Raw genomic sequence first — 25573 nt, 5'->3', positions numbered from 1 at the left:
AGGCAGGAAAGCGAGCCGCCGGAGAAGTCAGCCGCCGGACGTGTCCAGCTCCGCGTCCTCGCTGATGCCCGCGCAGTCGTACGGGTCCTTGAGCCAGCCGTCCGGCAGGACGACCCGGTTGTTGCCTGACGTGCGGCCGCGCGGGCCGTCCGCGCCCGCCGGCCAGGGCTGGTCGAGGTCCAACTCGGCCAGCCCGTCGGAGAGTTCGGCCAGGGATGACGTGATCGCCAGGCGCTTACGCATCTCCGAGCCGACCGCGAAGCCCTTCAGGTACCAGGCCACGTGCTTGCGGAAGTCGATGACGCCGCGCGCCTCGTCGCCGATCCACTCGCCGAGCAGGGTGGCGTGGCGGACCATGACGGCCGCGACCTCGCGCAGGGTCGGGCGGGCGTAGGCGTCCTGGCGCCCCTCGAAGGCGGCCACCAGGTCGCCGAACAGCCACGGCCTGCCGAGGCAGCCGCGCCCGACCACGACCCCGTCGCAGCCGGTCTCGCGCACCATCCGCAGCGCGTCCTCCGCCGACCAGATGTCGCCGTTGCCGAGGACGGGGATCTCCGGCACGTGCTCCTTGAGGCGGGCGATGGCGTCCCAGTCGGCCGTGCCGCCGTAGTGCTGGGCGGCGGTGCGGCCGTGCAGGGCGATGGCGGTGACGCCCTCCTCGACGGCGATCCGTCCGGCGTCGAGGAACGTGATGTGGTCGTCGTCGATGCCCTTGCGCATCTTCATCGTCACCGGGAGGTCGCCCGCCCCGCTGACGGCCTCGCGCAGGATCGCCCGCAGGAGGTGGCGCTTGTACGGGAGGGCGGAGCCGCCGCCCTTGCGGGTGACCTTCGGGACCGGGCAGCCGAAGTTCAGGTCGATGTGGTCGGCGAGATCCTCCTCCGCGATCATGCGGACGGCCTTGCCGACGGTCGCCGGGTCCACGCCGTACAGCTGGATCGAGCGCGGCTTCTCGCTCGCGTCGAAGTGGATCAGCTGCATGGTCTTCTCGTTGCGCTCGACCAGCGCTCGCGTGGTGATCATCTCGCTGACGAACAGGCCCTTGCCGCCGCTGAACTCGCGGCACAGCGTGCGGAACGGCGCGTTCGTGATCCCGGCCATGGGGGCGAGGACGACGGGCGGCTGGACGGTGTGGGGACCGATCGACAGCGGGGTGGCGGGGGCGAGGGCGGTCGTGGACATTCCCCCATTGTCGCGTACGCGGACGGGTGCGGTGACTGTGGTGACTGTCATGAATGAGTGCAGTGCGCAACAAAGGAGGGTCAGGGGAGGGTCATTAGTTAGACGCACTATCGACACGGGCGTAGGCTGGAGGAATGCTCGAGCTCAGTCCCCGCCACCGGCTTCTCGTCCTCGCGATCTGCTGCATGAGCCTGCTGATCGTGAGCCTCGACAACACGGTCCTGAACGTCGCCCTGCCCTCGATGCAGAAGGAACTGCACGCGAGCGTGGCGGGCCTCCAGTGGACCATCGACGCGTACACGCTGGTCCTGGCGTCGCTGTTGATGCTCGCGGGCTCGACCGCCGACCGCATCGGCCGCCGCCGGGTCTTCAAGGCGGGCCTGGTGATCTTCACCCTCGGTTCGGTCCTGTGCTCCGTCGCTCCGAACCTGGACTCGCTCGTCGCCTTCCGCATGGTGCAGGCGATCGGCGGCTCGATGCTGAACCCGGTCGCGATGTCGATCATCACCAACACCTTCACGGACCCGCGCGAGCGCGCCCGCGCGATCGGTGTCTGGGGTGGCGTGGTCGGCATATCGATGGCCGCGGGCCCGATCGTCGGCGGCCTGCTCGTGGACTCGGTCGGCTGGCGGTCGATCTTCTGGATCAACCTCCCGGTCGGTCTCGCCGCGCTCCTGCTCACCTGGCGTTACGTCCCCGAGTCCCGCGCCCCCAAGGCCCGCCGCCCCGACCCGGTCGGGCAGCTCCTCGTCATCGCGCTGCTCGGCTCCCTGACGTACGCGATCATCGAGGCGCCCAGCTCCGGCGCCCCCAAGATCTTCACCTTCGGCGCGATCGCCGTCGCCGCGCTGCTCGGCCTGCTCCGGTACGAGCCCCGGCGCGCCGAACCCCTCATCGACCTGCGCTTCTTCCGTTCGGCACCGTTCAGCGGGGCCACGGTCGTCGCCATCAGCGCGTTCGCCGCGCTCAGCGGGTTCCTGTTCCTTTCGACGCTCTATCTGCAGAACGTACGCGGTCTGGACGCGCTGCACGCGGGCCTGTGGATGCTGCCCATGGCGGTCATGTGCTTCGTGTGCGCGCCGCTGTCGGGGCGGCTGGTCGGCAACCGGGGGCCGCGGCTGCCCCTGCTGATCGCGGGGGTCTCGATGACCGCGAGCGGGATTCTCTTCGCCGCGTTCGAAGGTGAGACGTCGAACGTCACGCTCGTCATCGGGTACGTCCTCTTCGGCCTCGGCTTCGGCTTCGTGAACGCCCCCATCACCAACACCGCCGTCTCCGGCATGCCCCGCACCCAGGCCGGGGTCGCGGCCGCCGTCGCCTCCACCAGCCGGCAGATCGGCGGCACCCTCGGTGTCGCCGTGGTCGGCGCGGTCCTCGCCTCCGGCATCCAGGCCTCGGCGTACCGGGAGACGTTCGTGTCGGCCGCCCGCCCCGGGTGGTGGATCCTCGCCGGCTGCGGTCTCGCCGTCCTCGTCCTGGGCGCGCTGACCAGCGGACGCTGGGCACGCGGGACGGCCGAGCGGACGGCACGGCAGCTGGAGTCGGCGGAGGTTCGGGACTCGGTGGGCGTCCGCGCCTGAGGCAGGGGGTCCGGGCCCTAGGCGGCTTCCGTCTCCGCCGTCAGCGCGATCTCGTGCAGCGTCCTCAGGCGTTCGCGGCTCTGCTCGTCCGTGGGCGCGTACGTCACCATGCGGGCGCCCGTGTCGGGGGCGAGCCACAGGTCGGTGTGGTCGACGGTGAGCAGCCCGACGTACGGGTTCAGGAACTGTTTGGTCTTGCTGCGCGAGCCGCCGTACACCTCGTACCGCTCCCAGATCTCACGGAACTCGGCCGACTCCGTCCGCAGCCGTTTGACCAGCAACTTCCAGGCGGGTTCGCCGAGGTGGCCGGCCATCGAGCCGCGCAGCTTGGCGGCCATCACACGCATGGTCTCGTCGAGGAGCACGATCGACTCGCGCCACTCCGGGTGGGTGTAGGCGAGGATCATGCAGTTGCGGTCCTCAGGCGGTACGGCGTCGAGGTCGCGCATCATCAGCCGGGCGTACGTGCGGTTGTACGCCAGGATGTCGTAGCGGCTGTTCTGGATGCAGGCCGGGACCGGCTCCAGCTGGGACAGCACCTCGAGCAGGGCCGGGGTGAGGGTCGGGCACGGCGCGGCGGGCGTGGGGTCGACGGCTCCGGCCAGCCGGAAGAGGTGGGCGCGCTCGCTGGAGTCGAGCAGCAGGGTGCGGGCCAGCGCGTCGAGGACCTGTTCGGAGACCTGGATGTCACGGGCCTGTTCGAGCCAGGTGTACCAGGTGACGCCGACGGACGAGAGCTGCGCGACCTCCTCGCGGCGCAGGCCCGGCGTGCGCCGGCGGCGGCCACGGGGCAGTCCGACCTGCTCCGGCGTGATGCGCTCACGGCGGTTGCGCAGGAAGGTGGCGAGCTCGTGCCGCCGGATCTCGCTGCCGCGGGGGGCGGCGGTGCCGTGCGGCCCGGGGTCCACCGGCCGGGGAGAAGTCACGGACACCGCCCGCTGAGCAGGATCGATGGCCTCCACCGGCCGGGGAGCGGTGCTCTCCTGCGTCATCGTCGTCATGCCTCCAGCCTGCCGTTCCCCGGAACCTGTTGCCAGGTAGTGCTTCTACCAGGATAAGGACACTCTGGTACCAGTCTGAGGTCAGGAGAAGTCTGGAGCACGTGACCGAAACCGGAACCCTCAGGACTCCAGTCCGCTCGCCCTCCGCAGCACCCGCACTCAGCAGCCTCGGGCTCTTCACCGTGCTGCTCGGGGCGGCACTGCCCCTCATCGACTTCTTCATCGTCAACGTAGCCCTCCCGACCATCGGCCGGGACCTGAACGCGAGCGAAGCCGTCCTCGAACTCGTCGTCGCCGGGTACGGAGTCGCGTACGCCGTCCTGCTCGTCCTGGGCGGCCGCCTCGGCGACCTCTTCGGGCGACGCCAGTTCTTCCTCGGCGGCATGGCGGCCTTCGGTCTGACCTCCCTGGCGTGCGGGCTCGCGCCCAGCGCCTGGACGCTGGTGGCGGCGCGCGTCGCGCAGGGCGCGGCGTCCGCCGCGATGCTGCCGCAGGTGCTCGCCACCATCCAGGCGGCGACGGCGGGCCCGCGCCGCGCCAAGGCCATGGGCCTGTACGGGGCCACGGCCGGTCTGTCCATGGTGGCCGGGCAGATACTCGGCGGCCTTCTCGTCGCGGCGGACATCGCGGGCACCGGCTGGCGCGCGGTGTTCCTCGTGAACGTGCCCGTCGTGATCCTCGGCCTGATCCTGGCCACGCGCGCCGTCCCCGAGACGCGCTCGCAGCACCCGGAGCCGATCGACACCCCCGGCACGGTGCTGCTCGCCGTGTCCCTTCTCGCGCTTCTCGCCCCGCTCACCGAGGGCAGGGCCGCGGGCTGGCCCCTGTGGACCTGGCTGTCGCTGGCGCTGTTCCCCCTCGCGGCGGCGGCGTTCTACTTCGTCGAGCGCCGGGAGGACCGCCAGGGCCGTACGCCCCTGGTGCCGCCGAGCCTGTTCGCGCTGACCTCGCTCCGCCGGGGCCTGATCATGATCGTGCCGTTCTCGATCGGCTTCAGCGGCTTCATGTTCGTGATCGCGGTGGCGCTGCAGCGGGGAGCGGGCCTCGGCCCGGTCCCGGCGGGCCTGGCCCTGGCGCCGATGGCCGTGGTCTTCTTCGTCGTCTCCCTCTGCGGCCCCCGGCTGATCGCCCGCTACGGCACCCGGATCGTCACGGCGGGCGGGCTGATCCAGGCGGTGGGCGTGGGCCTCATCACGCTGGCCGCGTGGCGGTCCTGGCCGGACCTGGGCGTGTGGCAACTGCTGCCGGGCGCGGCGGTCGCGGGCGCGGGCCAGGCGCTCCAGCTCCCCGTCCTCATCCGGATCATCCTCTCCGAGGTGCCGTCCGCGCGGGCCGGCGTCGGCAGTGGCGTCATGGCCACCACCCAGCAGTCGGCCCTCGCCGTCGGCGTCGCCACCCTGGGCACCCTCTTCCTGTCCCTCGCCTCGAGCGACGGCATGCGGGACGCCCTCGTCACCACCCTCCTGGTCCAACTGGCGGGCGTGGCCCTGACGACGGCCCTGAGCCTGCGACTGCCGCGCACGATCAGCTGAGCTGTGGGGGCAGTTGGAGCCGCTTGTCGGAGAAGAGCGCCGGTGCCGCGCGGGCCCCGAGTTCGCGGACGCGTGCAACCCTGGGCGCCCCGGGTTCCGTGTAGGGCGTAGCGAGAAGCGGACCCGGGTCGGCCTGGGCGACGCAGGCGGCACCTGGATGCATGAGACGAGGAAGAGCGTGACCGATCATCCCCGCGAGACCGACTTCCGTGCCTGGGTGCTCGAGCATCGAACGCGCCTGCGTACGACGGCGTTTCTGCTCTGCGGTGACTGGTACCTCGCCGATGACCTCGTCCAGGACGCGCTCGGACGGCTCTACTCCAGGTGGGACCGGGTGGTGGCAGCCGGGGATCCGCGTGCGTACGTCCGTCGGATCCTGTGCAACCTCCACACCGACTACCGGCGTCGACCGGCCAGACGTGAGATCAGCGAGGCGGATGTGAGCACGTTGCGCTCACCCCCGCACACCAGCATGGACGAGCGTGACGACGAGCTGATCGCCGCCATGCTGACGGTCCCGGCCGGCCAGCGGACCGTGCTCGTCCTGCGCTTCTTCGAGGATCTGTCGGTCGAGCAGACCGCGGACCTGCTCAGGACGAGTCCGGGCAACGTCAAGAGCCAGACGAGCCGCGGCCTGGAGGCCCTGCGCTCCGCGCTCCAGACGCAACCGACCAAGATCGAGGGAGCATCGTGAACCCCGACAAGACGCCAGAAGAACTCGCCGCGCGCATCGCGTCCATCACCATCAGCGCTCCTGCCGACCGCGTCGACATCGACGAGGCGGTCCGCGTGGGGACGAGGCGGCGTTGGCGTCGGCGGCTCGCCGTCGCCGGCGTGTTCGCCTCCGTCGTGGCCGTCGCCGGGTCGGTGGCCGTGGCAACACAGGCGGACCACGGCAGGAGCAACACCATGGCCACTCCCAGCTTCCGCAGCGCGGCCCTGACCGCCGAAGGCCTCGGCGGGCGATGGATCGCTGTCCGGATCGACGGAAGCGACGTCTCCTCGTGGCGCGACGTCGGCGGGATGCCGGCGAACATCATCATCGGCGCCGACGGGGCACCGAACGGATGGCAGGTGAACAGGGCCTGCGGCCCGCTGGCCGGCGGCAGCTTCACGCTGAAGGCGGACGGCTCGTTCACCGCCGTGTTGTCGCCGCCGCAGTTCCAGCCCTGCCCGATGCTCACCACACCTCCCCCCGACCTCCTGGACGCGGTCGCGCGTACCGCTTACGTCGCCGTGGACGAGCCGGGCGGCTCGGCCGCCCGCGCGCTGCGGTTCCTGGACAGCCACAAACGGCTCATCGCGCTGTGGCGCGAGGACACCACGACGGCGTCACGCGCCGCCGTGTGCGAGAAGGCGCTCGGACGCAAGTCCACCTCCGACGGCAGCTTCACCACCGTCGAGCGGGTCCGCGCGAAGCACCTGGCTGCGACGAACGCCAAGCCCGAGGACGTTCTGCCCGACGTTCCCGGCGGCACCGTCGCCGTCTACTGCTCGACCACCGGGACGGGCTCGCCCGTCAGGTACGCGGTCACGGCCGACGGCCACAAGGTGAGGCTCCGCCCGGCCAAGTAGCCGGCCACGCGCGGGTTTCGCCCACGCGCGGGTATCGCCGGGAGCACACATCGGCTCCCGGCGATACCCGGTGAGGCGGGACCGGTCCTAGGAGCAGCGCTTCCAGGTCTGGTAGAACGCACTCGCGCTGGAGCGGGTGTCCGTGAACATGGAGGCCCCGGACGAGGCGCCGTTGGTCGTCAGCCTGACCTCGGTGGTCGGCAGCTTGAAGAGGTCCTTGGAGGTGCTGCCGTACCTGGCACCGGCGGCGCTGAGCGTCTGCCGACTGAACTTACGCAGTTTGAAACCGAACGGCCGTTCCGTGATGTAGTCCGCGGTCGTTCCGTCGTAGTACCCCGAAAGACCGGACACGGTTACGGGTGACCAGCCGGATCCGGCGGTCCGGTCGTACCAGTGGAACACGACCTTTCCGGAGCTGTAGGTCATGTACTGCGAGATGACGTGTCCGGTCTTCGTCGTGTGCCCGATATAGACGGGCGGGTTCGGGTGCGCGGAGTTGAGGTACTCGTACCACAGTGAGGCACCCTGGGTGGCCGTGCCCGACGAGCCCGAGACGAAGCCCTGCTGGATCAGCTTGCCGGAGTGGTAGCCACCGACACCGATCCACGGGGCCGCCACCGCGGTGCTGTTGGAGCCACAACTCGTGGAGTAGGTGGGGATGTTCTGATCGTCGTAGACCTCGTTGTAGTTGGAGTGTCCGGTGGCGATATAGCCGCCCCAGTTGCCGCTGTAGGCGAATCGCAGTGCCGACTTGCCGGACGGCCCCAGGCACGGCACCGACGGTACGGTCTCGCGATACCCCTTGTACTTCGCCCGCCACGCCGTCAGCGCCTTCGGGCTGTTCGGGGCGTCGAAGCCGTAGGCCCGCGCCGCCGCGGGCGCCGCTGTCTGCGGCCGGAACCCCTGGGGCGGAACGATCGTCGTCATGGTCGCGCCACCCGGCAGACGGTACGTCAGCTCCTTCCCCGCTGTGGCTCGCACGGCTTGAGCAGCCGACGCGGACACGGTCTTCCCGTCCGCCCCGATGAGACGCGTCTTGGTGGCGCTGAGAGTTCTGCACCCCTTGGCCGGTGCGGAACCGGCCGTTGGCGCGGCGTTCGCGGGCGTCGCGACAAAGGCGGCGGCCGCGACCACCATCGAGCTTGCGACAACTAAGACTTTCCGGACACGAGAGCTTGCAGTTGCCCGAGAGGGCTTCATGTTGCTCCTTCGGTGTAGGAAAAGGACACCAGCGGCCGGGGCGCTTCCGCGCCGCAGTCACTCGCCGATGTCGACAGGGGCCAGCCCGGCGTGACACACGCCCTCGGCCGCAGCCGTGCGTGTCGTCATGGCGCTGGTGGCCGAACCGCCTGCGGCGGTCACGACCTGGTGGCTGGAATCCCTGCGGTCCCGAAGCCCATACCGACGATGAACAGACTGTTCACGCCACTCAACCCCCGTCGTGTGGATGAAACTTGCCGCACTCGTGTGACTCGTTGGAGTCGTGCGGTTGATGCATCGTATGGGGCGGCAGGAAAAACACACGGCCGCTTTTAGTAAATTTGTTCCCATCTCTCCATGGAGTGATCCAGCAGTTCCGCGAGTTGTCCCGCCGGCAAGTCCTCGTAGAACTCGGCCAGTCGGAGCGGATCGGGGCGCGGATCGGGGCGGTCCAGCACCACGCACGGCGGTGCGGCGATCACGCGCCGGTCCCAGGTCAGCTTCCGGGGTGGGCGAGTGGGGCGACCAGGGTCTGCGACTGGTGGGCGCGGCGCAGGGCGTTCGCGACGAAGCCGTTCGCCTTCAGCTCCTCGACGAGGTCATGGAGGAAGCGGACGGTCTCGGGGTGGCGGGTCTTCGTCGTGCCGACCGCTTGGCGGATCTGCATGAACCGGTCCTCGATCAGGCGGAGTTCGGGGTGCGCCGCGACGAACTCGGTCATCGGCTGCCTGATCCCGGCCGCGACCTCCAGCCCCTCGGCCCCGAACGCCTCGACCCCGTCCTCCCCGCGCACCACGCTCGCGTGCCTAAGCGTGCGGGAGAGGAAGAGGTCGTAGGCGGACCCGCGCTTCACCCCGATCCGTACGCCGGGACGGTCGACCTCGGCGACGGTCGTCAGGTCCGAGTCGCGGGGGACGGCGTACACGCCCTCGATCTCGACGTACGGCGCCGTGAACGCGACCTCGGCCTCCCGTGCGGGCTCTACGGCTAGGAAGCACAGGTCGGCACGGCCCTCCGCCATCGCCTCGTACGACTTGCGGGCCGCGTCGAAGCAGAGGAGCTCCACGGGGACGTCGAGGCGGGCGGCGATCTCCCGCGCGAGGTCGACGGTGACGCCGGCCGGGGCCGTCGGTGTGCCCTGGGCCAGCACGGGATTGCCCAGGTTGATCGAGGCCCGCAGGGTGCCGTGCGGCGCGAGGTCCTTGGCGATGGCGGGAGTTCCGGTCGTCATGAGCGGAGTGTAGATCGGGGCGGTGCGGCAGCGCGGAGGGTGGACGGGCGGCGACGGATCGTGATCACGTGCGACCACGCGGTGAACTCGTGGCCGAAGAACCCCCGTTGATCTTCCCGATGCTGCACACTCCTTGCTGCGAAAGCCCTGCCGCCAACGCCTTGCCGCGCGAGCGGAGCGGTAACACCTGGAGGTGTCATGCTGCAGATCAACACGAGCAAGGTAAGCCGCTGGGACCAGCACGGCCGCGAGCACGTCGTCCATGTCCAGCGCGCCGGTGTACAGCGCACGATCAGATGCGACACCTGCGGCTGGCGCAAGGGCGCGCAGTTCCTGCCGTGGCTGAAGGCGGAGGAGCACCTCGCCGAGGCGCATCAGGCGACGGTGGACCCGACGGAGGGATAGCCCCCCGCCGGGACCACCGGTCCGCCAGGGCCGTGGATTCAGTCGATTCGGCGGCGCAGTCCACGCAGGACGAGGGTGACGACCGTCGAGAACTCGGCCTCGATGCCCGGCTGTTCCCACTCGTGGGCGTAGGCGGGGTCGTGGAAACGGTTCGTGGCGTGGAAGACGGCGCGGGCCGTCGCGACGGAGTCGCCGTCCACGGTCATGAAGTCGCCCTCCATCACGCCGCGATGAATGATGTCCGAGAGCTGGTCGACCAGCTCGGCGACGTGCTCCTCGACCACCGCGCTCGCCTCGTCGAGCAGCACCGAATAGGTCGCGAACAGCTCGGGATCGTCGCCCGCCTTGTGCCGCTTGGCGGTGAACAGCGTCGCCAGCCAGTGCTCGAGCGCCTCCGGGGGTGGCGCGGGCGACGGCCTGGCGATCTCCGCGAGTATCTGCGACGTACGGTCCAGCCAGCGCTTGGTGACCGCCTCACGCAGCGCCGCCTTCGTACGGAAGTGACGGTAGACGCTGCCGTGGCTGACGCCGAGCGCGCGGGCCACGTCCACCACGGTGGCCTTCGCGGGGCCGTGGCGGCGCAGCGCCTCCTCGGTCGCCTCGAGGATGCGCTCGGCGGTCAGTGTTTCGGTGGTCGGTGCCATGTCGAAAACCGTACCTGGCGGCACTGTCAGCGGTCGGTGCCGAGATGTGACATCTGCGCCGCCGGGTAGCGGTCGCCCGCGGCGGCGTCGGCCGGCACGGCCCGCTCGATCGCGGCGAGGTCGGCGTCGTCGAGCGTGACGTCCAGCGCGCCGAGCGCCTCCGTCAGCCGCTCCCGGGTCCGCGCACCGACCAGCGGCACGATGTCCTCGCCCCTCGACAGCACCCACGCGATCGCGATCTGCGCCACGCTGACGCCCTTCTGCTCGGCGATCTTCCGCAGCGCCTCGACGAGGGAGAGGTTGTGCTGGAGGTTGTCGCCCTGGAAGCGGGGGCTCATGGAACGGAAGTCGGTCGGGGCCAGCTGCCGGTCGGCCGTGAAGTGGCCGGAGATCAGCCCGCGGGACAGCACGCCGTACGCGGTGATCCCGATGCCCAGCTCACGGGTGGTCGGCAGGACCTCGTCCTCGATGCCGCGCGAGATCAGCGAGTACTCGATCTGGAGGTCGGAGATGGGGGCGGTGGCGGCGGCCCGGCGGATGGTGTCGGCGCCGACCTCGCTCAGGCCGATGTGCCTGACGTGCCCCTTCTCCACGAGCTCCGCGATCGCGCCGACCGTCTCCTCGATCGGGACGTTCGGGTCGAGCCGCGCGATCCGGTACACGTCGATGTGATCGACGCCCAGGCGCTGCAGCGAGTACGCGGCGAAGTTCCGCACCGCGGCGGGGCGGCCATCGTATCCGGACCAGCCGCCGTCCGGGTCGCGCAGGGCGCCGAACTTGACGCTGGTCAGCGCCTGCTCACGCAGGGCCGCCGGAGCCGCGCGCAGAGCCTCGCCGATCAGCATCTCGTTGTGGCCCATGGCATAGAAGTCGCCGGTGTCCAGGAGCGTCACGCCCGCCTCGAGGGCGGCGTGGATGGTCGCGATCGACTCGGCCCGGTCCGCCTCGCCGTACAGCGCGGACATGCCCATGCAGCCGAGGCCGAGGGCGGAGGTCTGAGGACCGGTGGTTCCGAGGGGGCGGGTTTGCATGAGGACTCCCTGGTGTCCCTTGGTGGATTGACGCCTTTTCACGATGCCATGACAGATGACAGATTTCAATATCTGTCATCTGTTATCTGTCATCTGTTATCTGTCAGCCGTCCCTCGTCACTCGTCACTCGTCACCCCACTTTGGTCCAGACCTATTGACGACAGGTCTGGACCGCAGGCACTGTCATGCCTACGACACCTCACCGCACCCCCCACCGGGAGGCCTCGCATGATCCGTCGGAAGCTGCGCCTGTTCGCCCTCGCACTGACCGCAGCCGTCCTCGCCCCGCTGTCGGTCGCCACCGCTCCCGCCGCATCCGCCGCCGACACCTGCGCCGTGAAGTCCCGCCCGTCCGGGAAGGTTCTCCAGGGCTACTGGGAGAACTGGGACGGCTCTTCCAACGGAGTGCACCCGCCGTTCGGATGGACGCCGATCACCGACTCCCGTATCGCCGCGCACGGCTACAACGTGATCAACGCGGCGTTCCCGGTCATCCGCTCCGACGGCACGGCGCTGTGGGAGGACGGGATGGACGCCGGTGTGAAGGTCGCGACGCCGGCCGAGATGTGCGCGGCCAAGGCGTCCGGGCAGACGATCCTGCTGTCGATCGGCGGGGCGGCGGCGGGCATCGACCTCAGCTCCTCCGCCGTCGCCGACAGGTTCGTCGCGACGATCGTGCCCATCCTGAAGAAGTACAACTTCGACGGTATCGACATCGACATCGAGACGGGCCTGGTCGGCAGTGGCAGCATCGGCCGGCTCTCCACGTCCCAGGCCAACCTGACCCGGATCATCGACGGCGTGCTGTCACAGATGCCGGCCAACTTCGGGCTTACCATGGCGCCGGAGACCGCGTACGTCACGGGTGGCAGCATCACGTACGGCTCGATCTGGGGCGCGTATCTGCCGATCGTCAAGAAGTACGCGGACAACGGGCGCCTGTGGTGGCTGAACATGCAGTACTACAACGGCAGCATGTACGGATGCTCCGGCGACTCCTACTCCGCGGGCACCGTTCAGGGCTTCACCGCGCAGACCGACTGCCTGAACAAGGGACTGGTCGTGCAGGGCACCACCATCAAGGTGCCCTATGACAAGCAGGTCCCGGGTCTGCCCGCCCAGTCGGGCGCCGGCGGCGGCTACATGTCACCGAGCCTGGTCTCCCAGGCGTGGCGGCACTACGGCACCGGCCTCAAGGGCCTGATGACCTGGTCGATCAACTGGGACGGCTCGAAGAACTGGAGCTTCGGCGACAACGTCAAGGCGCTGCAGGGCCGTTGAGAACCAGGACGGCTCGGGGAGAAGTCCGCTTCCCACGTGCCGCCACACTTCCCGGCGCGCCGCCGCAGCCCCCCACGTGCCGCCGCACCTCTCAGCGAGCCGTCGCGGTGAAGCCGGGAAGCATGAGGGTGAGCCAGCGATCGCGGACCTCGCGCGGCTGGTCGAGGGGAGCGGTGGCCAGCAAGAGGTAGAAGTCGGCGACGGTGACGTCCGAGTGGAGGTCACCGTCCGCCTGGCCGGTGGTGATGAGCTCGGTCAGCGCGGCGGCCGCACGCGTGTCGTGCTCGGGCGCGTACGAGGCCCCGACTCCCTGCGCGGCGGCCTTCACCGCGTGGTCCTGGGCCGCGGCCTCGATGACGCGGGAGACGAGCGCGGTGAGCTCGGTCATGGCGTGCGCCCCCGCCCGCACGCGGTCTGCCGCCTCCTCCACGGTGAGGGTCATCCGCTCGACATGCCGGGACAGGACCGCGCCGACGAGATCGGTCTTCGTGGGGTAGTGCCGGTAGAGCGTGCCCACCGCCACCCCGGCAGCCTCGGCGATCGCGTCCATGGGCACCTCGGGGCCGTGCCGCGTGATCAGCAGGTGCGCCGCGTCGAGGATCTTCTTGCGGTTGCGGACCGCGTCGGCGCGCAGCGGCCGGGCCTGGGTCATCGTGCCCTCCAGTCTCGTCGTGACGCAAAGCCTATGCGGGTTCGCTTGCAGGAAGGTGAACCATGACTCATGATGAAAGTGAGCCATGGTTCATGTTTGCCTGGCGTTCCCGCCCCGCGAGGGGCCGACTCAAAGGCTTGCCCCATGTCCAGCAAGGTCGCCCTGGTCACCGGTGCCTCCTCCGGTATCGGTGAGGTCACCGCACTCAAGCTCCAGGAGCTCGGATACACCGTGTACGGTGCTGCCCGCCGGGTGGCACGGATGTCCCGCCTCGCCGAGGCGGGCGTCCACGTCCTGCCCATGGATGTCACCGACACCGCCTCGATGCAGGCGGGTGTCGACGGGATCATCGCCGAATCGGGCCGTATCGACGTCCTGGTGAACAACGCGGGGTACGGGTCGTACGGGGCCATCGAGGACGTACCGCTGGACGAGGCGCGTGCCCAGTTCGAGGTCAACATCTTCGGTGCCGCTCACCTGATCCAGCTCGTGCTGCCGCACATGCGGGCGCAGCGGAGCGGCACGATCGTGAACATCTCTTCCATGGGTGGCAAGATCCACACCCCGCTGGGCGGTTGGTACCACGGAACCAAGTTCGCCCTCGAAGGGCTCAGCGACTGCCTGCGCATGGAGCTCAGGCCGTTCGGCATCGATGTGGTCATCGTCGAGCCAGGAGCCATCAGGACGGAGTGGGGCGGCATCGCCGCGGACAACCTGCGCAAGACCTCCGGCGGCACCGCGTACGCCGCGCAGGCAGGCGCGATGGCCGAGTCCCTGGGCTCCGAGAGCACCGCCCGCCGCAGCTCCCCGCCCTCGGTCGTCGCCGACACCGTCGCCAAGGCCGTCACGGCTCGCCGCCCCAAGACCCGGTACGCCGTCGGTTTCGGGGCCAGGCCCCTCATCTTCCTGCGCCGCGCCCTGCCCGACCGCGCCTACGACGCACTCGTCGCCCGCGCCATGGGCACACCGACCGGCGCCAACCGTTAGCCGCCGGCCGCCAGGGCCTGTCTTTCGGATCAGCCCGGGGCCGCGCGGATTGTGCCCGCGATCCGGAAAGCCCCCGGTTCCCGCATCACGGGAACCGGGGGCTTCTCACTGACAAGCCGGGTCAGCAGCCGATCAGACGCGCGGCCAGGTAGCCCTCGATCTGGTCGAGGGAGACGCGCTCCTGCTTCATCGAGTCGCGCTCGCGCACCGTGACGGCGTTGTCGTCGAGGGTGTCGAAGTCGACCGTGACGCAGAACGGGGTGCCGATCTCGTCCTGGCGACGGTAGCGGCGGCCGATGGCGCCCGCGTCGTCGAACTCGATGTTCCAGTGCTGGCGCAGGGCGGTGGCGAGGCCCTTGGCCTTCGGCGACAGCTCCGGGTTGCGGGAGAGCGGCAGGACGGCGACCTTGACCGGCGAGAGGCGCGGGTCGAGGCGCAGCACCGTGCGCTTCTCCATCTTGCCCTTGGCGTTGGGGGCCTCGTCCTCGACGTAGGCGTCCAGCAGGAACGCCAGCATCGCGCGGCCGACACCGGCGGCGGGCTCGATGACGTACGGAGTCCAGCGCTCGCCGGCCTCCTGGTCGAAGTAGGAGAGGTCCTGGCCGGAGGCCTTGGAGTGCGCGCCGAGGTCGTAGTCGGTGCGGTTGGCGACGCCCTCCAGCTCGCCCCACTCGTTGCCGCCGAAGCTGAAGCGGTACTCGATGTCGGCGGTGCGCTTGGAGTAGTGGGAGAGCTTCTCCTTGGGGTGCTCGAACCAGCGCATGTTCTCTTCGCGCAGACCGAGGCCGGTGTACCAGTTCCAGCGCTCCTGCATCCAGTACTCCTGCCACTTCTCGTCCTCGCCCGGCTTGACGAAGAACTCCATCTCCATCTGCTCGAACTCGCGGGTGCGGAAGATGAAGTTGCCGGGCGTGATCTCGTTGCGGAAGGACTTGCCCATCTGCGCGATGCCGAACGGCGGCTTGCGGCGCGAGGTCTGCTGGACCTGGGCGAAGTTGGTGAAGATGCCCTGGGCCGTCTCGGGGCGCAGGTAGGCGACGGAGCCGCTGTCCTGCGTGGGGCCGAGGTGGGTGGTGAGCAGGCCCGAGAACTGCTTGGGCTCGGTGAACGTGCCCTTGTTGCCGCAGTTGGGGCAGTTGAGGTCGGCGAGGCCGTTCTCCGGGAGGCGGCCGTGCTTCGCCTCGTAGGCCTCCTCCAGGTGGTCGGCGCGGTAGCGCTTGTGGCAGGAGGTGCACTCGGTCAGCGGGTCGGTGAAGGTGGCGACGTGCCCCGACGCGACCCAGACCTCGGTCGCCAGGATCACCGACGAGTCGATACCGACGACGTCCTCGCGGGAGGTGACCATGTAGCGCCACCACTGGCGCTTGATGTTCTCCTTGAGCTCGACGCCGAGCGGACCGTAGTCCCAGGCGGCACGCTGTCCACCGTAGATCTCACTACTGGGGAAAACGAAGCCACGGCGCTTGCTCAGGCTGACGATGGTGTCGATCTTGTCGGCGGCCACGGTGCTCTCTTCATTACGAACGGACGGCAGCGAATGATTCAGGTTACCGGCGCCGCCCACCCTCGTATCAAATCGGTTCGGGGACACCTCGCCTCATCGTGCCCCTTACCGGCTCAATCGCCGCCTCGTTTACCTAGGGCTTACCCAGCGCTTGTTGACAATCGTTTCCAGGTTTGTTGAAAATGACTGTCATGAACGTACGACGGCGCCTCGCCGCTTCTCGAATAAGCACTGCCGGGTCCGCGACCCTGGCAGCCACGGCCGTCGGCCTCGGCGCCCTCACCGGCTGCTCGGTTTCCACGGCGGTCGACGGCAAGAGCGCCGGGAAGCTCGACGTCGTGGCGTCGTTCTACCCCATGCAGTACCTCGCCGAGCAGATCGGCGGGACGCACGTGCACGTCACGAGCCTGACCCAGCCCGGTCAGGAGCCGCACGACCTGGAGATCAGCGCCCGGCAGACCGCGCAGCTCCAGTCGGCGGACGCCGTCGTCTACCTCAGGAACCTACAGCCGGCCGTCGACGACGCCGTGGCGCAGTCCGAGGTCAAGACCAAGATCGACGCCGCGTCGCTGACCACGCTGGAGAAGCACGGCAACGAGGTCGGCGGGCACGCGGCCTCGCACGACAGCTCCAAGGGCGAGGAGTCCGGCGCCGCCGACCCGCACATCTGGCTCGACCCGGTGAAGTACGGCGAGGTCGCCGAAGGGGTCGCCAAGGCCCTCAAGAAGGCCGACCCGAAGCACGCCGCGGACTACGACAAGAACATGACGGCGCTGCGGAAGAAGTTCGCCGATCTCAACACCCGGTACAAGACCGGGCTGGCGAACACCAGGACCAAGGTCTTCATCACCACGCACGCCGCCTTCGGCTACCTCGCCGAGCGCTACGGCCTCACCGAGGAGGCCATCAACGGTCTGGATCCGGAGTCGGAGCCCAGCGCGAACCGCGTGAAGGACCTTGAGAAGATGGCGAAGGCCGACGGCGTCTCGACGGTCTTCTACGAGACGCTCGTCAGCGACAAGACCGCCAAGACCATCGCCGGCGACGCGAACCTGAAGACGGACGTCCTCGACCCGATCGAGGGCATCACCGGCAAGTCCAGGGGCAGCGACTACTTCCAGGTCATGGAGTCGAACCTGAAGGCGCTGCGAACGGCGTTGGGCGCCAAGTGACACCCGGTCCGAGTTCCAGGAGGACAGCGTGAGCGAGCCCGTCATATCCCTGCGCGGCGTGACCGCCGAGCTGGGTTCGCGCCCCGTCCTGCGCGGCATCGACCTCAGCGTGCACCGCGGTGAGGTCGTCGCGCTGCTCGGCGCCAACGGCTCCGGCAAGTCGACGGCCATCCGCAGCGTCATCGGCCAGGTCCCGGTCAGCGGCGGCGAGATAGAGATCTTCGGCACCCCGCGGCACCGCTTCCGCGACTGGCGGCGGGTGGGGTACGTGCCGCAGCGCACGACCGCCGCGGGCGGCGTGCCCGCCACGGTGACGGAGATCGTCGCCTCCGGCCGGCTCTCCCGCGCCCGCTTCGGCGTGCTGCGCAAGGCCGACCACGAGGCCGTACGGCACGCCCTGGAGCTCGTCGGCATGGCGGACCGCGCCAAGGACTCGGTGAACGCCCTTTCGGGCGGCCAGCACCAGCGCGTACTGATCGCCCGCGCCCTCGCCTCCGAACCCGAGCTGCTGATCATGGACGAGCCGATGGCGGGCGTCGACCTCGCGAGCCAGGAGGTGCTGGCCCAGACCCTGCGCGAACAGGTCGCGGCGGGCACCACCGTCCTGCTCGTCCTGCACGAGCTGGGCCCCCTGGAGCCACTGATCGACCGCGCGGTCGTCCTGCGTGACGGCTGCGTCCTGCACGACGGCCCGCCCCCGCGGGCGGTCGGCCAGCACGCCCTGCCCGGCCACGACCACGTACACCCGCACGCGGCTCACGACGCCGAACCGATCCGGACGGGACTGCTGAGCTGATGGACATCCTGAACTACGCCTTCATGCAGCGGGCCCTGCTCGCCGCCGTCCTGGTGGGCATCACCGCGCCCGCCGTCGGCATCTACCTCGTCCAGCGCCGCCAGGCCCTGATGGGCGACGGCATCGGCCATGTGGCGATGACCGGTGTCGGCCTCGGCTTCCTGCTCTCCACCAACCCGGTGTGGATGGCGACGGCCGTCTCGGTCCTCGGCGCCGTGATCATGGAACTGATCCGCTGGTACGGCAAGACGCGCGGCGACATCGCGCTCGCCATGCTCTTCTACGGCGGTATGGCGGGCGGCGTGATGTTCATCAACCTCGCGCCGACGGGCTCGAACGCCAACCTGACCTCGTACCTCTTCGGCTCCCTGTCCACGGTCTCCGAGTCCGACGTGACGGCGATCTGTGTGCTCGCGGCCTTCGTCGTCCTGGTCACCCTGGGCCTGCGCCGGCAGCTGTTCGCGGTCAGCCAGGACGAGGAGTTCGCGCGGGTGACGGGTCTGCCGGTGCGCGCCCTGAACCTGCTCACCGCCATCACCGCCGCCGTCACCGTGACGGTCGCGATGCGGGTGGTCGGCCTGCTTCTGGTCAGCGCGCTGATGGTGGTCCCGGTGGCCGCGGCCCAGCAGCTCAGCCGCAGCTTCGCCGCCACCTTCGCGATCGCGGTGGCCATCGGCGTGAGCGTGACGATCGGCGGCACCGTGACGTCGTACTACCAGGACGTGCCGCCCGGTGCGACGATCGTGTTGCTGACCATCGGCGCGTTCATCGTGCTCACCGTGCTGGCGACCCCGCTGGCCCGGCGCCGGGCCCGGGCCCTGGCCGCCGCGCAGGGGGCCGGAGACCCCGCGGAGTGCGCGATTCCGGCCAGCCGTGGCCCGGAACGCAAGGTCGGCGTCTGACCACGCACAGTCCGGGCTGGCACAATGGCCGGGCAAGGGCAGACGTGAGGAGGCAACGGTGACAACCGCTGGATCGCCCGTTCGGGGCCGTTCCACCCGGCAGCGTGCCGCCGTGGCGGCGGCACTCGACGAGGTGGACGAGTTCCGCAGTGCGCAGGAGCTCCACGACATGCTCAAGCACAAGGGTGACTCCGTCGGACTCACCACCGTGTACCGCACGCTGCAGTCCCTCGCCGACGCCGGCGAGGTCGACGTACTGCGTACCTCCGACGGCGAGTCCGTCTACCGCCGCTGCTCCAGCGGCGAGCACCACCACCACCTCGTCTGCCGCGTCTGCGGCAAGGCGGTCGAGGTCGAGGGCCCGGCCGTCGAGAAGTGGGCGGAGGCGATCGCGGTGGAGCACGGCTATGTGAACGTCGCGCACACCGTGGAGATCTTCGGCACGTGCGCGGAGTGCGCGGCGGCGAAGGGCTGAACCCCGAGCGCGTCAGGCGCGCGTCAGGTTGCGGTCGAGGATCGCCCGCAGCCTCTCCACGTCCGCGGGGGTCCGGGCGGCGCGCTTGGGCAGCACGGTGAAGCAGGTGGCGTTCTTGTCGGCGCTGAACAGAACGAAGATGTCCGGCTTCTCGCGGTAGCGGGGCTGGGCGGCCCAGTTGACGGATGCCGTCGTGTTGTCGGTGGCCACCGACACCCCGGCATCCGTCACTCTCACCCGGAAGACGCCCTGCCGCTCGGAGACGCGGGACACCTGGCGGGCCTGCAGCCAGGGCGAGAGCAGCATGAGGGGCGCGAAAACGAGAAGCCAGATCACGGGAAACACGGACGCGTCTCCTCCGCTCAGCGCCAGCGCACCCTCCAGAGCGACCACGACGGTCGCGCCGCCCAGCACCCAGAACTGTCTTCGGGCCGCCTTGCTCACGCCTCTGCGCGCCCTCAGCGCCGACGTGTAGTCCCCGACGGTCGGCCGGTACTCCAGCTCGACGGCATCCGCCCCGTACCCCTGCCCCTGCAATTCCCGCTGCTGCGCAGCACCCTGGCCCTCGACCACGGCCCCTCCCCCGTTCGGTGGTGATGAGCCGTGATCGTAACGTCAGGTTCGGACAACGCGCCGGGCAGTAGGTGTTACGAGCCGTCGCCCCGCATGCCCTGTTCCATCGCCAGCAGTTGCTCGTTGGGGACGGCGCCGCCGAAGCGGCGGTCGCGCTGGGCGAACTCGACACACGCCCGCCACAGGTCGCGCCGGTCGAAGTCCGGCCACAGCACGTTCTGGAAGACCATCTCGGCGTAGGCGCTCTGCCAGAGCAGGTAGTTCGAGGTGCGCTGCTCGCCGCTCGGCCGCAGGAACAGGTCCACGTCCGGCATGTCCGGGTAGTAGAGGTACTTCGCGAAGGTCTTCTCGGTGACCTTCGACGGGTCGAGCCGGCCGGCCTTGATGTCCTGAGCCAAGGCCTGCGCGGCGTCGGTGATTTCGGCGCGACCGCCGTAGTTCATGCAGAAGTACAGCGTCAGCCGGTTGTTGTCCTTGGTCTGCTCCTGGGCGATCTGGAGCTCCTTGGCCACCGACTTCCACAGCTTGGGCATCCGGCCCACCCAGCGGACCCGGATGCCGAGTTCGTCGAGCTGGTCGCGGGTCTTGCGGATGAAGTCGCGGTTGAAGTTCATCAGGAAGCGCACCTCGTCGGGCGAGCGCTTCCAGTTCTCGGTGGAGAAGGCGTACAGCGAGATGGCGCCGACCCCCATCTCGATCGCGCCCTGCAGCACGTCGAGGACCCGCTCGGCGCCGACCTTGTGCCCCTCGGTGCGCGGCAGCCCGCGCTCCTTCGCCCAGCGCCCGTTCCCGTCCATGACGATCGCCACATGGTTCGGGATCAGCTCACCGGGGAGCTTGGGCGCGACGGCACCGGACGGGTGGGGTTCCGGCGTCTTGTACTCGCGGCGCTGGCGTCCCAGGATCCCGCGTACGACCATGTGCTTCTCGTCTCCCTCAGTCTTACTTTTCCACGTACCGGAGCGAGCGCAGCCCGCGCTCCAGATGCCAGTGCAGATAGGCCGACACCAGCCCGCTGCCCTCCCGGACGTACCGCGGCTCGCACGCGTCCGCGGTCTCCCAGTCTCCCGTCAGCAGCGCGCCGAGCAGTTCGAGGGCCCCAGCCGAGGGTACGACGCTGCCGGGCACCCGGCAGTCCACGCAGACGGAACCTCCCGCCGCGACCGAGAAGAACCGATTCGGTCCCGGCATCCCGCACTTCGCGCACGCGCTGAAGCTGGGCGCGTAGCCGTTCACGGCGAGGGAGCGCAGCAGGAAGGCGTCGAGGACGAGGTGCGGCTCGTGCTCACCCCGGGCGAGGGTGCGCAGCCCGCCGACGAGCAGCAGATACTGCTGCACGGCGGGCTCCCCCTCGTGATCGGTGAACCGCTCGGCGGTCTCGAGCATGGCCGTACCGGCGGTGTAGCGCGCGTAGTCCGTCACGATCCCGCCGCCGTACGGAGCGATCGTCTCGCTCTGCGTACACAGCGGCAGACCGCGCCCGATCAGCTCGCTCCCCCGCGCGAAGAACTGCACGTCCACGTGCGAGAAGGGTTCGAGCCGCGCCCCGAACTTCGACTTGGTCCGCCGCACACCACGGGCCACGGCCCGTACGCGGCCGTGACCGCGGGTGAGCAGGGTGATGATCCGGTCCGCCTCACCCAGCTTCTGGGTGCGCAGCACGATGCCGTCGTCGCGGAACAGACTCATGGGCCCATTCTCGCGTACGCAAGGGCATGCGCCGGCGGGTGCCGTACTTCTTGCAAGTGAATATGGCCGACTCGTCTGGCGGCCGACCGCTCACGTCGGTAAGACTCTCGGTATGAGCCTGGAGCGAGTCACCATCACCATCCCGAGCGAGACGCTCGACGCGGTCAAGTCGGCCGCCGAGCGCGAAGGCCTGAGTGTCTCCGCCTGGCTTTCGCGGGCCGCTGAACACGCGGCGAAGATCGAAGCCGGGCTGGCCGCGGCGGAGGAGGCCATGGCCCACGTCGATCCACCCACGCCGGACGAGCAGGCATGGGTCGACGACTTCATGAACCGCGTCACTCAGCCCACGCTCACGGCCGAGCAGTCGCACGGTGCCGCGTGAACGTGCTCAGGCCCGTGGTCTATGACGCCGGGGCACTGATCGCCGCGGAACGCAACCACGCCGCTTTCTGGCGAGCCCACCGCTCCTACCTCACCGCGGGCGGCCTGCCCCTGGCACCCGCACCGGTCGTGGCGCGGGCCTGGCGGGATGGCGCCCGCCAGGCTCAGCTGGCCCGGATCCTCAACGGCTGCGAGGTCCCCGTACTCGATCACGCACTCGCCAGGAGGGTGGGAGCACTCCTGGGACAGGCCGCCACGTCGGACCCGGTCGACGGCACCGTCGCGGTGCTGGCGGCGGACCTCGGTGCCGTGATCGTCACGTCGGACCCCGGAGACATCCAGCACCTCCTGGACCGGCTCGGTCCTGCCGGCAAGCGTGCCGAGGTGGCTCCGTTGCACTGACGCCGGCCGAACCCCCGCTCACGGGACCTCACCGCGGCTGCGTGCGTTCGCATACGCCGTGGCCGCGCTGAGCCGCTCCGCCGCGGTGGCCCGCCGGACGGTGTCCGGACCGCAGTCCCACTCCTTGCCCCCGCCCAGCGGTCTCAGTTGTACGTACGGTCCCTCGTGTCCCATCACCATGCCCACCTTCTCTGTGCGCGTGTCGACGACGTACGAGCCGATCGGCGGCTTCATCGGAGGCCTCACCGCAGCGCCGCCGCGAGCCGGGCCGCGATCTCGATGGAGCAGCCGCCCAATTCGACGCGCGGACAAGGTGCCTCGCGCGCCAAACTCGGCGGGTCGATCCGCAGCGACGGCAACGTAATTCCGGCCTTCTCCGGTGCCGCCCGCAATTCCTTCACCGTTACCTCCGCCTCTTCGACGCAGAGCGCCGAGTGCTGTGCCTTCACCCTGCTCCCCTGACTTTCCGAGTTTCACTCTTCGCGTCTCCAGAGTGACGCTCCGCATCTACACTCGGCAGGATTCTGCCCTCTACAAGTTCGGCGCAGCGTGAGGGGTTTGGCCATGGCCGACGGTTCGCGGCAGGCGGCGTGGGAGTTCTTCGGGGCGGAGCTGAAACGACGGCGGGAGGATGCCGGTTTCACTCAGGTGGAGCTGGGGGCGCGGGTATTCGCCTCCGGGGGTCACATCGGCCAGTTCGAACAGGCCATTCGGAAACCACAGTTGGCGGTGGCCCGACGGATCGACGCGCTCCTGCAAACCGCTTTTCGAGCGCACGTGGCAAAAACTGATTGACGACAAGCGGTACGCGGATTACTTGGTCCCCTACGACGCGTGAGCGCACACCGGCATGGGCGGGATGCTGGCGCTCATGGTTCGAGGACGCACCGCCAACTGCCTATACAGAGACCTCGTTTTCGGGGGCGTTGATGGACGACCCCCCGGTGTCATTCCCGTCCCCGACAGCAAGGTCACCGACGGCCCCGTCCTCCTCATCGGCTCCCTCGCCTGGACGGCGTTCCTCCGTACCGTCGTGAAGTGAGTCCGACGCACGGTCTCCTGCGGCACAGGTACTAGTGTGATGCCGCAGAACAGGCGTGCGACACAGGGGATTTGGGAAAGGTGACCGGCCATGCCGCTGAGCACCGGGGAATCGGAGTCCATCGGGTCCATAGGCGGCTACACGCTCGTCGACCGGCTCGGCAGCGGCGGCATGGGAGTCGTCTACCTGGGACATTCGGCCTCGGGCCGGCAGGTCGCGGTCAAGGTCGTGCACGCGCAGTACGCGCAGGACGAGGAGTTCCGCGTCCGCTTCCGGCAGGAGATCTCGGCGGCCCGCCGGGTGAGCGGAGCGTTCACCGCTCCCGTGGTGGACGCCGATCCGGACGCCGAAGTGCCGTGGATGGCAACGTTGTACGTACCGGGCCGAACGCTCTCCGAAATCGTGGCGCAAGAAGGCCCGTTGGGCGGGCACGCGTTACGTACGCTGGCGCTGGGGCTCGTCGAGGCGCTGCGGGACATCCACGAGGCGGGCGTGGTGCACCGGGACCTGAAGCCCAGCAACGTCCTGCTGGCCGAGGACGGTCCGCGCGTCATCGACTTCGGTATCTCGCGCGCCGCCGACAACCAGGCCCTCACCGTGACGGGACGGCTGATCGGCACACCGCCCTTCATGTCCCCGGAACAGTTCGCCTCGCCCCGGGACGTCACCGCCGCCTCGGACGTGTTCTCGCTGGGCTCGCTGCTGGTGTACGCGGCCACCGGCAACCGTCCCTTCGACGGCGGCAGCCCGTACATGACGGGCTACCAGGTGGTGCACGAGCAGCCGGTGCTGGACGGCGTACCGGAGCCCCTCAGGAGCATCGCCGAGCGCTGTCTGGACAAGGACGCGACCGCCCGGCCCGACCTCACCGAGCTGCACCGGCTGTTCAGGGACCTGCCGGACGTGACGGCCACCCCGGCCGCGTCGGGCCTGTCGACCTTCGCGGGAGGCCGCAGGGCCGCCCGGAAGCACGGTGACACGACGACCTCGACCGGCACCGGCCGCCGCGGTCGCCGGGTACGCCTCCTCGTCGCCCTCGGCGCGGCCCTGGCCGTCACGGCGGTGTCCGCGTCGGTGTACTACCTGGTGTCGGGCCCGAAGACCTCCGAAGGCACGCCCGGCGGCCGGACGCCCGTGTCCCGCGCCGCCGCTTCTCCCGCCCCGGTGCTCCCCGCCCGCTGGGGGCCCTGGCGTGCGAACCTCACCCAGGCCCCGGACAAGGCGTACGCGGACATCTCCGTCAGCGGCTCGGACTCCGGCTGTGTGTCCGGCGGCTCCGCCCTGTACTGCGCGGGGTCCGGCTTCACGGCCGCCAAGCTCGACGCCGCCTCCGGCCGCGTGGAGTGGCGGGTCGGCCACAGCCCGCAGACCACGCTGCCGCTCGGTGTCCGGGACGGGATCGTGTACACCTACGAGAAGCCGGGCCTGAACGTGCGCGAGACCTGGCGGCTGGTCGCCCTCGACGCCGGCACCGGAAAACGGCTCTGGTACCGCCCGATCAACGAAGTCAGGCCCGCCGTCCTGTTCAAAGGCGGCGCCCTGGCCAAGTCGGACGACGGTAACGACGGGACGCGGTTCGTCGCCTTCGACGCCAGAACGGGCAAGGACCTGTGGCGGGCCCCGGCGAAGTCGTCGGCGGGCAACTCCTGCACCCCACTGGCCCTGGACGGCGTCCCCTACGGCCTGTGCACGCCGGAGAACACCGACACGGGCTCGACCGGCCTGGTGCGCCTCGACCCGGCCGACGGCACGGCGCACGGCCTCGCCACGCTCCCCCGCGGGGTGGTGCCGCTCGGCACCGTCGGCGGGCAGCCGCTGTTCGCGGTGCCACGGAACGCGGCGGAGGACGAGTTCGCCGACGATACGGACACCCCGTACGCAAGCCTGCTGAGGGTGAACCCGACCAGCGGCGCCCTCGTCCGGATCCCCCTGGCGGGCCCCCCGCGCGGCTCGGTCACCCTCCTCGGCGGCGTCGTGTACTTCGTCCGGCCCGACGGGACCGTCACCGCGGTCAGGGTGAGCGACGGCGCCCGGATCTGGCAGCGTGAGACGCAGATCGAGAATCTGTCGAAGCCGGTGCTGTCGACGACGTACGACGACCTCTTCCTCGCCAACCGCTACGGCCGGCTGCTCGCGCTCGACCGCGCGACCGGCACCGCGCGGTGGAACACGGACAAGCTGGACAACCCGGGGAACTCGCCGGAGACCACGGTCCCGAGCCTGCTGCTCGTGAAGGACGCGATCGTGGCCGTGGCCGGCGACACGGCCTTCTCCATACGCCCGGACCACCCCAAGGTCACACCGAAGCCGGCCGCGTCAACGCACTGACGCGCCG

At 69.8% G+C, this 25573-nt stretch carries 29 protein-coding genes and 1 pseudogene; 16 read left to right on the top strand and 14 right to left on the bottom strand.

The genetic code is table 11. The features are described 5' to 3' along the window. Positions 1-27 precede the first annotated feature (27 nt). Complete coding sequence (gene dusB, locus ACIQTP_RS03455) at positions 28-1182, bottom strand: tRNA dihydrouridine synthase DusB (RefSeq protein WP_403395781.1); 1155 nt, start codon at positions 1180-1182, stop codon at positions 28-30. Positions 1183-1316: 134 nt separating this feature from the next. On the opposite strand from dusB, the gene ACIQTP_RS03450 reads away from it, so the two are divergent. Continuing rightward, positions 1317-2762 carry an MFS transporter gene (locus ACIQTP_RS03450; protein ID WP_403395778.1) on the top strand — a complete coding sequence of 482 codons (1446 nt, stop codon included), beginning with the start codon at positions 1317-1319 and terminating at the stop codon, positions 2760-2762. A 17-nt stretch (positions 2763-2779) separates the two neighbouring features. Here the strand turns inward: ACIQTP_RS03450 and ACIQTP_RS03445 are convergent, their stop codons facing one another. Further along, the gene (locus tag ACIQTP_RS03445; RefSeq protein ID WP_403395776.1) at positions 2780-3763 is read right to left on the bottom strand and encodes a helix-turn-helix transcriptional regulator; all 984 of its coding nucleotides are present in this window, start codon (positions 3761-3763) and stop codon (positions 2780-2782) included. A 101-nt stretch (positions 3764-3864) separates the two neighbouring features. On the opposite strand from ACIQTP_RS03445, the gene ACIQTP_RS03440 reads away from it, so the two are divergent. Continuing rightward, a complete protein-coding gene (locus ACIQTP_RS03440) occupies positions 3865-5295 on the top strand; it encodes an MFS transporter (protein WP_403395774.1) in 1431 nt (476 codons plus the stop codon). Here the strand turns inward: ACIQTP_RS03440 and ACIQTP_RS03435 are convergent. Next, entirely contained in the window at positions 5288-5458 is a 171-nt protein-coding gene (locus ACIQTP_RS03435; RefSeq protein ID WP_403395772.1) for a hypothetical protein, read from the bottom strand. The two genes, ACIQTP_RS03440 and ACIQTP_RS03435, sit on opposite strands and share 8 nt — an antisense overlap. A gap of 15 nt (positions 5459-5473) precedes the next feature. Here ACIQTP_RS03435 and ACIQTP_RS03430 point away from each other — a divergent pair, with 15 nt between their 5' ends. Beyond that, positions 5474-5989 (top strand): SigE family RNA polymerase sigma factor, encoded by a 516-nt coding sequence (locus ACIQTP_RS03430; RefSeq protein ID WP_403395770.1) that lies wholly within the window; start codon positions 5474-5476, stop codon positions 5987-5989. Further along, positions 5986-6870: a hypothetical protein gene (locus ACIQTP_RS03425; RefSeq protein ID WP_403395766.1), complete on the top strand. Its 885-nt coding sequence runs from the start codon at positions 5986-5988 to the stop codon at positions 6868-6870. Before ACIQTP_RS03430 ends, ACIQTP_RS03425 begins: the two co-directional genes overlap by 4 nt. An 87-nt stretch (positions 6871-6957) precedes the next feature. Here the strand turns inward: ACIQTP_RS03425 and ACIQTP_RS03420 are convergent, their stop codons facing one another. Together ACIQTP_RS03420 and ACIQTP_RS03415 are read right to left on the bottom strand one after the other, a co-directional pair. After that, positions 6958-7797, bottom strand: coding sequence for a G1 family glutamic endopeptidase (locus ACIQTP_RS03420; RefSeq protein ID WP_403395764.1), 840 nt, complete (start codon positions 7795-7797; stop codon positions 6958-6960). Positions 7798-8566: 769 nt separating this feature from the next. Beyond that, the gene (locus tag ACIQTP_RS03415) at positions 8567-9301 is read right to left on the bottom strand and encodes a transporter substrate-binding domain-containing protein (RefSeq protein ID WP_403395763.1); all 735 of its coding nucleotides are present in this window, start codon (positions 9299-9301) and stop codon (positions 8567-8569) included. A 198-nt stretch (positions 9302-9499) separates the two neighbouring features. Here ACIQTP_RS03415 and ACIQTP_RS03410 point away from each other — a divergent pair, with 198 nt between their 5' ends. Continuing rightward, a complete protein-coding gene (locus ACIQTP_RS03410) occupies positions 9500-9706 on the top strand; it encodes a hypothetical protein (protein ID WP_054235491.1) in 207 nt (68 codons plus the stop codon). A gap of 38 nt (positions 9707-9744) precedes the next feature. On the opposite strand, the gene ACIQTP_RS03405 is transcribed toward ACIQTP_RS03410, so the two are convergent. Then, on the bottom strand, positions 9745-10350 hold the full coding sequence (locus tag ACIQTP_RS03405; protein WP_403395759.1) for a TetR/AcrR family transcriptional regulator: 606 nt from the start codon (positions 10348-10350) through the stop codon (positions 9745-9747). Between the two features lie 26 nt (positions 10351-10376). Beyond that, positions 10377-11381, bottom strand: a complete 1005-nt coding sequence (locus tag ACIQTP_RS03400; RefSeq protein WP_403395757.1) for an aldo/keto reductase — start codon at positions 11379-11381, stop codon at positions 10377-10379. Positions 11382-11610: 229 nt separating this feature from the next. On the opposite strand from ACIQTP_RS03400, the gene ACIQTP_RS03395 reads away from it, so the two are divergent. Further along, positions 11611-12663, top strand: a complete 1053-nt coding sequence (locus ACIQTP_RS03395) for a chitinase (RefSeq protein WP_403395755.1) — start codon at positions 11611-11613, stop codon at positions 12661-12663. Positions 12664-12754: 91 nt separating this feature from the next. On the opposite strand, the gene ACIQTP_RS03390 is transcribed toward ACIQTP_RS03395, so the two are convergent. Beyond that, positions 12755-13315 carry a TetR/AcrR family transcriptional regulator gene (locus ACIQTP_RS03390; protein ID WP_403395753.1) on the bottom strand — a complete coding sequence of 187 codons (561 nt, stop codon included), beginning with the start codon at positions 13313-13315 and terminating at the stop codon, positions 12755-12757. 144 nt (positions 13316-13459) lie between these two features. Here ACIQTP_RS03390 and ACIQTP_RS03385 point away from each other — a divergent pair, with 144 nt between their 5' ends. After that, on the top strand, positions 13460-14302 hold the full coding sequence (locus ACIQTP_RS03385; protein WP_403395751.1) for an oxidoreductase: 843 nt from the start codon (positions 13460-13462) through the stop codon (positions 14300-14302). Positions 14303-14423: 121 nt separating this feature from the next. Here ACIQTP_RS03385 and ACIQTP_RS03380 read toward each other — a convergent pair whose 3' ends face one another. Further along, positions 14424-15806: a glycine--tRNA ligase gene (locus ACIQTP_RS03380; protein ID WP_402036349.1), complete on the bottom strand. Its 1383-nt coding sequence runs from the start codon at positions 15804-15806 to the stop codon at positions 14424-14426. A gap of 191 nt (positions 15807-15997) precedes the next feature. On the opposite strand from ACIQTP_RS03380, the gene ACIQTP_RS03375 reads away from it, so the two are divergent. The 4 genes from ACIQTP_RS03375 to ACIQTP_RS03360 are packed head-to-tail and all read left to right on the top strand — an operon-like array spanning position 15998 to position 19151. Further along, positions 15998-16978, top strand: a complete 981-nt coding sequence (locus tag ACIQTP_RS03375) for a metal ABC transporter substrate-binding protein (protein WP_403395749.1) — start codon at positions 15998-16000, stop codon at positions 16976-16978. Between the two features lie 28 nt (positions 16979-17006). Then, a complete protein-coding gene (locus ACIQTP_RS03370; protein ID WP_402036345.1) occupies positions 17007-17774 on the top strand; it encodes a metal ABC transporter ATP-binding protein in 768 nt (255 codons plus the stop codon). Next, positions 17774-18676: a metal ABC transporter permease gene (locus ACIQTP_RS03365; protein WP_402036342.1), complete on the top strand. Its 903-nt coding sequence runs from the start codon at positions 17774-17776 to the stop codon at positions 18674-18676. Before ACIQTP_RS03370 ends, ACIQTP_RS03365 begins: the two co-directional genes overlap by 1 nt. A gap of 58 nt (positions 18677-18734) precedes the next feature. After that, positions 18735-19151: a Fur family transcriptional regulator gene (locus ACIQTP_RS03360; RefSeq protein WP_067369822.1), complete on the top strand. Its 417-nt coding sequence runs from the start codon at positions 18735-18737 to the stop codon at positions 19149-19151. 12 nt (positions 19152-19163) lie between these two features. Here ACIQTP_RS03360 and ACIQTP_RS03355 read toward each other — a convergent pair whose 3' ends face one another. The 3 genes from ACIQTP_RS03355 to recO form a co-directional block, all read right to left on the bottom strand. Further along, on the bottom strand, positions 19164-19724 hold the full coding sequence (locus ACIQTP_RS03355; protein ID WP_403395747.1) for a YcxB family protein: 561 nt from the start codon (positions 19722-19724) through the stop codon (positions 19164-19166). A gap of 74 nt (positions 19725-19798) precedes the next feature. Beyond that, positions 19799-20644, bottom strand: a complete 846-nt coding sequence (locus ACIQTP_RS03350; RefSeq protein WP_351700495.1) for an isoprenyl transferase — start codon at positions 20642-20644, stop codon at positions 19799-19801. Between the two features lie 22 nt (positions 20645-20666). Next, on the bottom strand, positions 20667-21413 hold the full coding sequence (gene recO / locus ACIQTP_RS03345; protein ID WP_054235479.1) for a DNA repair protein RecO: 747 nt from the start codon (positions 21411-21413) through the stop codon (positions 20667-20669). 112 nt (positions 21414-21525) lie between these two features. Here recO and ACIQTP_RS03340 point away from each other — a divergent pair, with 112 nt between their 5' ends. Together ACIQTP_RS03340 and ACIQTP_RS03335 are read left to right on the top strand one after the other, a co-directional pair. Continuing rightward, positions 21526-21795: a CopG family transcriptional regulator gene (locus ACIQTP_RS03340; RefSeq protein WP_403395744.1), complete on the top strand. Its 270-nt coding sequence runs from the start codon at positions 21526-21528 to the stop codon at positions 21793-21795. Then, positions 21792-22196 (top strand): twitching motility protein PilT, encoded by a 405-nt coding sequence (locus ACIQTP_RS03335; RefSeq protein WP_229888782.1) that lies wholly within the window; start codon positions 21792-21794, stop codon positions 22194-22196. The genes ACIQTP_RS03340 and ACIQTP_RS03335 overlap by 4 nt, the downstream gene beginning before the upstream one ends. A gap of 18 nt (positions 22197-22214) precedes the next feature. Here ACIQTP_RS03335 and ACIQTP_RS03330 read toward each other — a convergent pair whose 3' ends face one another. Next, a complete protein-coding gene (locus ACIQTP_RS03330) occupies positions 22215-22430 on the bottom strand; it encodes a hypothetical protein (RefSeq protein ID WP_402036333.1) in 216 nt (71 codons plus the stop codon). Between the two features lie 8 nt (positions 22431-22438). Next, positions 22439-22645 carry a hypothetical protein gene (locus tag ACIQTP_RS03325; RefSeq protein ID WP_403395742.1) on the bottom strand — a complete coding sequence of 69 codons (207 nt, stop codon included), beginning with the start codon at positions 22643-22645 and terminating at the stop codon, positions 22439-22441. A 115-nt stretch (positions 22646-22760) separates the two neighbouring features. Here ACIQTP_RS03325 and ACIQTP_RS03320 point away from each other — a divergent pair. The 3 genes and pseudogenes from ACIQTP_RS03320 to ACIQTP_RS03310 all read left to right on the top strand — a co-directional run. Beyond that, a pseudogene (locus ACIQTP_RS03320) lies at positions 22761-23013 on the top strand (multiprotein-bridging factor 1 family protein); the annotation flags it as partial. Positions 23014-23046: 33 nt separating this feature from the next. Then, on the top strand, positions 23047-23238 hold the full coding sequence (locus tag ACIQTP_RS03315; RefSeq protein ID WP_403395741.1) for a DUF397 domain-containing protein: 192 nt from the start codon (positions 23047-23049) through the stop codon (positions 23236-23238). Positions 23239-23328: 90 nt separating this feature from the next. Further along, entirely contained in the window at positions 23329-25566 is a 2238-nt protein-coding gene (locus tag ACIQTP_RS03310) for a PQQ-binding-like beta-propeller repeat protein (RefSeq protein ID WP_403395739.1), read from the top strand. The last annotated feature ends 7 nt before the right edge of the window (positions 25567-25573 follow it).

Source organism: Streptomyces sp. NPDC090798 (assembly GCF_044768965.1).
Lineage (GTDB): Bacteria > Actinomycetota > Actinomycetes > Streptomycetales > Streptomycetaceae > Streptomyces.
The sequence above is the reverse complement of the archived record's forward strand: the minus strand, read 5'-3'. Positions and strand labels throughout refer to the sequence as shown.

What these genes read in the sequence shown, in the direction of transcription:
- ACIQTP_RS03450 (WP_403395778.1), top strand. Translation starts at nt 1,317, where the DNA reads ATGCTCGAGCTCAGTCCCCGCCACCGGCTTCTCGTCCTCGCGATCTGC.
- dusB (WP_403395781.1), bottom strand. Translation starts at nt 1,182, where the DNA reads ATGTCCACGACCGCCCTCGCCCCCGCCACCCCGCTGTCGATCGGTCCC.
- ACIQTP_RS03375 (WP_403395749.1), top strand. Translation starts at nt 15,998, where the DNA reads ATGAACGTACGACGGCGCCTCGCCGCTTCTCGAATAAGCACTGCCGGG.
- ACIQTP_RS03410 (WP_054235491.1), top strand. Translation starts at nt 9,500, where the DNA reads ATGCTGCAGATCAACACGAGCAAGGTAAGCCGCTGGGACCAGCACGGC.
- ACIQTP_RS03340 (WP_403395744.1), top strand. Translation starts at nt 21,526, where the DNA reads ATGAGCCTGGAGCGAGTCACCATCACCATCCCGAGCGAGACGCTCGAC.
- ACIQTP_RS03385 (WP_403395751.1), top strand. Translation starts at nt 13,460, where the DNA reads ATGTCCAGCAAGGTCGCCCTGGTCACCGGTGCCTCCTCCGGTATCGGT.
- ACIQTP_RS03315 (WP_403395741.1), top strand. Translation starts at nt 23,047, where the DNA reads ATGGGCGGGATGCTGGCGCTCATGGTTCGAGGACGCACCGCCAACTGC.
- ACIQTP_RS03395 (WP_403395755.1), top strand. Translation starts at nt 11,611, where the DNA reads ATGATCCGTCGGAAGCTGCGCCTGTTCGCCCTCGCACTGACCGCAGCC.
- ACIQTP_RS03330 (WP_402036333.1), bottom strand. Translation starts at nt 22,430, where the DNA reads ATGAAGCCGCCGATCGGCTCGTACGTCGTCGACACGCGCACAGAGAAG.
- recO (WP_054235479.1), bottom strand. Translation starts at nt 21,413, where the DNA reads ATGAGTCTGTTCCGCGACGACGGCATCGTGCTGCGCACCCAGAAGCTG.
- ACIQTP_RS03390 (WP_403395753.1), bottom strand. Translation starts at nt 13,315, where the DNA reads ATGACCCAGGCCCGGCCGCTGCGCGCCGACGCGGTCCGCAACCGCAAG.
- ACIQTP_RS03445 (WP_403395776.1), bottom strand. Translation starts at nt 3,763, where the DNA reads ATGACGACGATGACGCAGGAGAGCACCGCTCCCCGGCCGGTGGAGGCC.
- ACIQTP_RS03350 (WP_351700495.1), bottom strand. Translation starts at nt 20,644, where the DNA reads ATGGTCGTACGCGGGATCCTGGGACGCCAGCGCCGCGAGTACAAGACG.
- ACIQTP_RS03400 (WP_403395757.1), bottom strand. Translation starts at nt 11,381, where the DNA reads ATGCAAACCCGCCCCCTCGGAACCACCGGTCCTCAGACCTCCGCCCTC.
- ACIQTP_RS03415 (WP_403395763.1), bottom strand. Translation starts at nt 9,301, where the DNA reads ATGACGACCGGAACTCCCGCCATCGCCAAGGACCTCGCGCCGCACGGC.
- ACIQTP_RS03420 (WP_403395764.1), bottom strand. Translation starts at nt 7,797, where the DNA reads ATGACGACGATCGTTCCGCCCCAGGGGTTCCGGCCGCAGACAGCGGCG.
- ACIQTP_RS03310 (WP_403395739.1), top strand. Translation starts at nt 23,329, where the DNA reads ATGCCGCTGAGCACCGGGGAATCGGAGTCCATCGGGTCCATAGGCGGC.
- ACIQTP_RS03435 (WP_403395772.1), bottom strand. Translation starts at nt 5,458, where the DNA reads ATGCATCCAGGTGCCGCCTGCGTCGCCCAGGCCGACCCGGGTCCGCTT.
- ACIQTP_RS03405 (WP_403395759.1), bottom strand. Translation starts at nt 10,350, where the DNA reads ATGGCACCGACCACCGAAACACTGACCGCCGAGCGCATCCTCGAGGCG.
- ACIQTP_RS03365 (WP_402036342.1), top strand. Translation starts at nt 17,774, where the DNA reads ATGGACATCCTGAACTACGCCTTCATGCAGCGGGCCCTGCTCGCCGCC.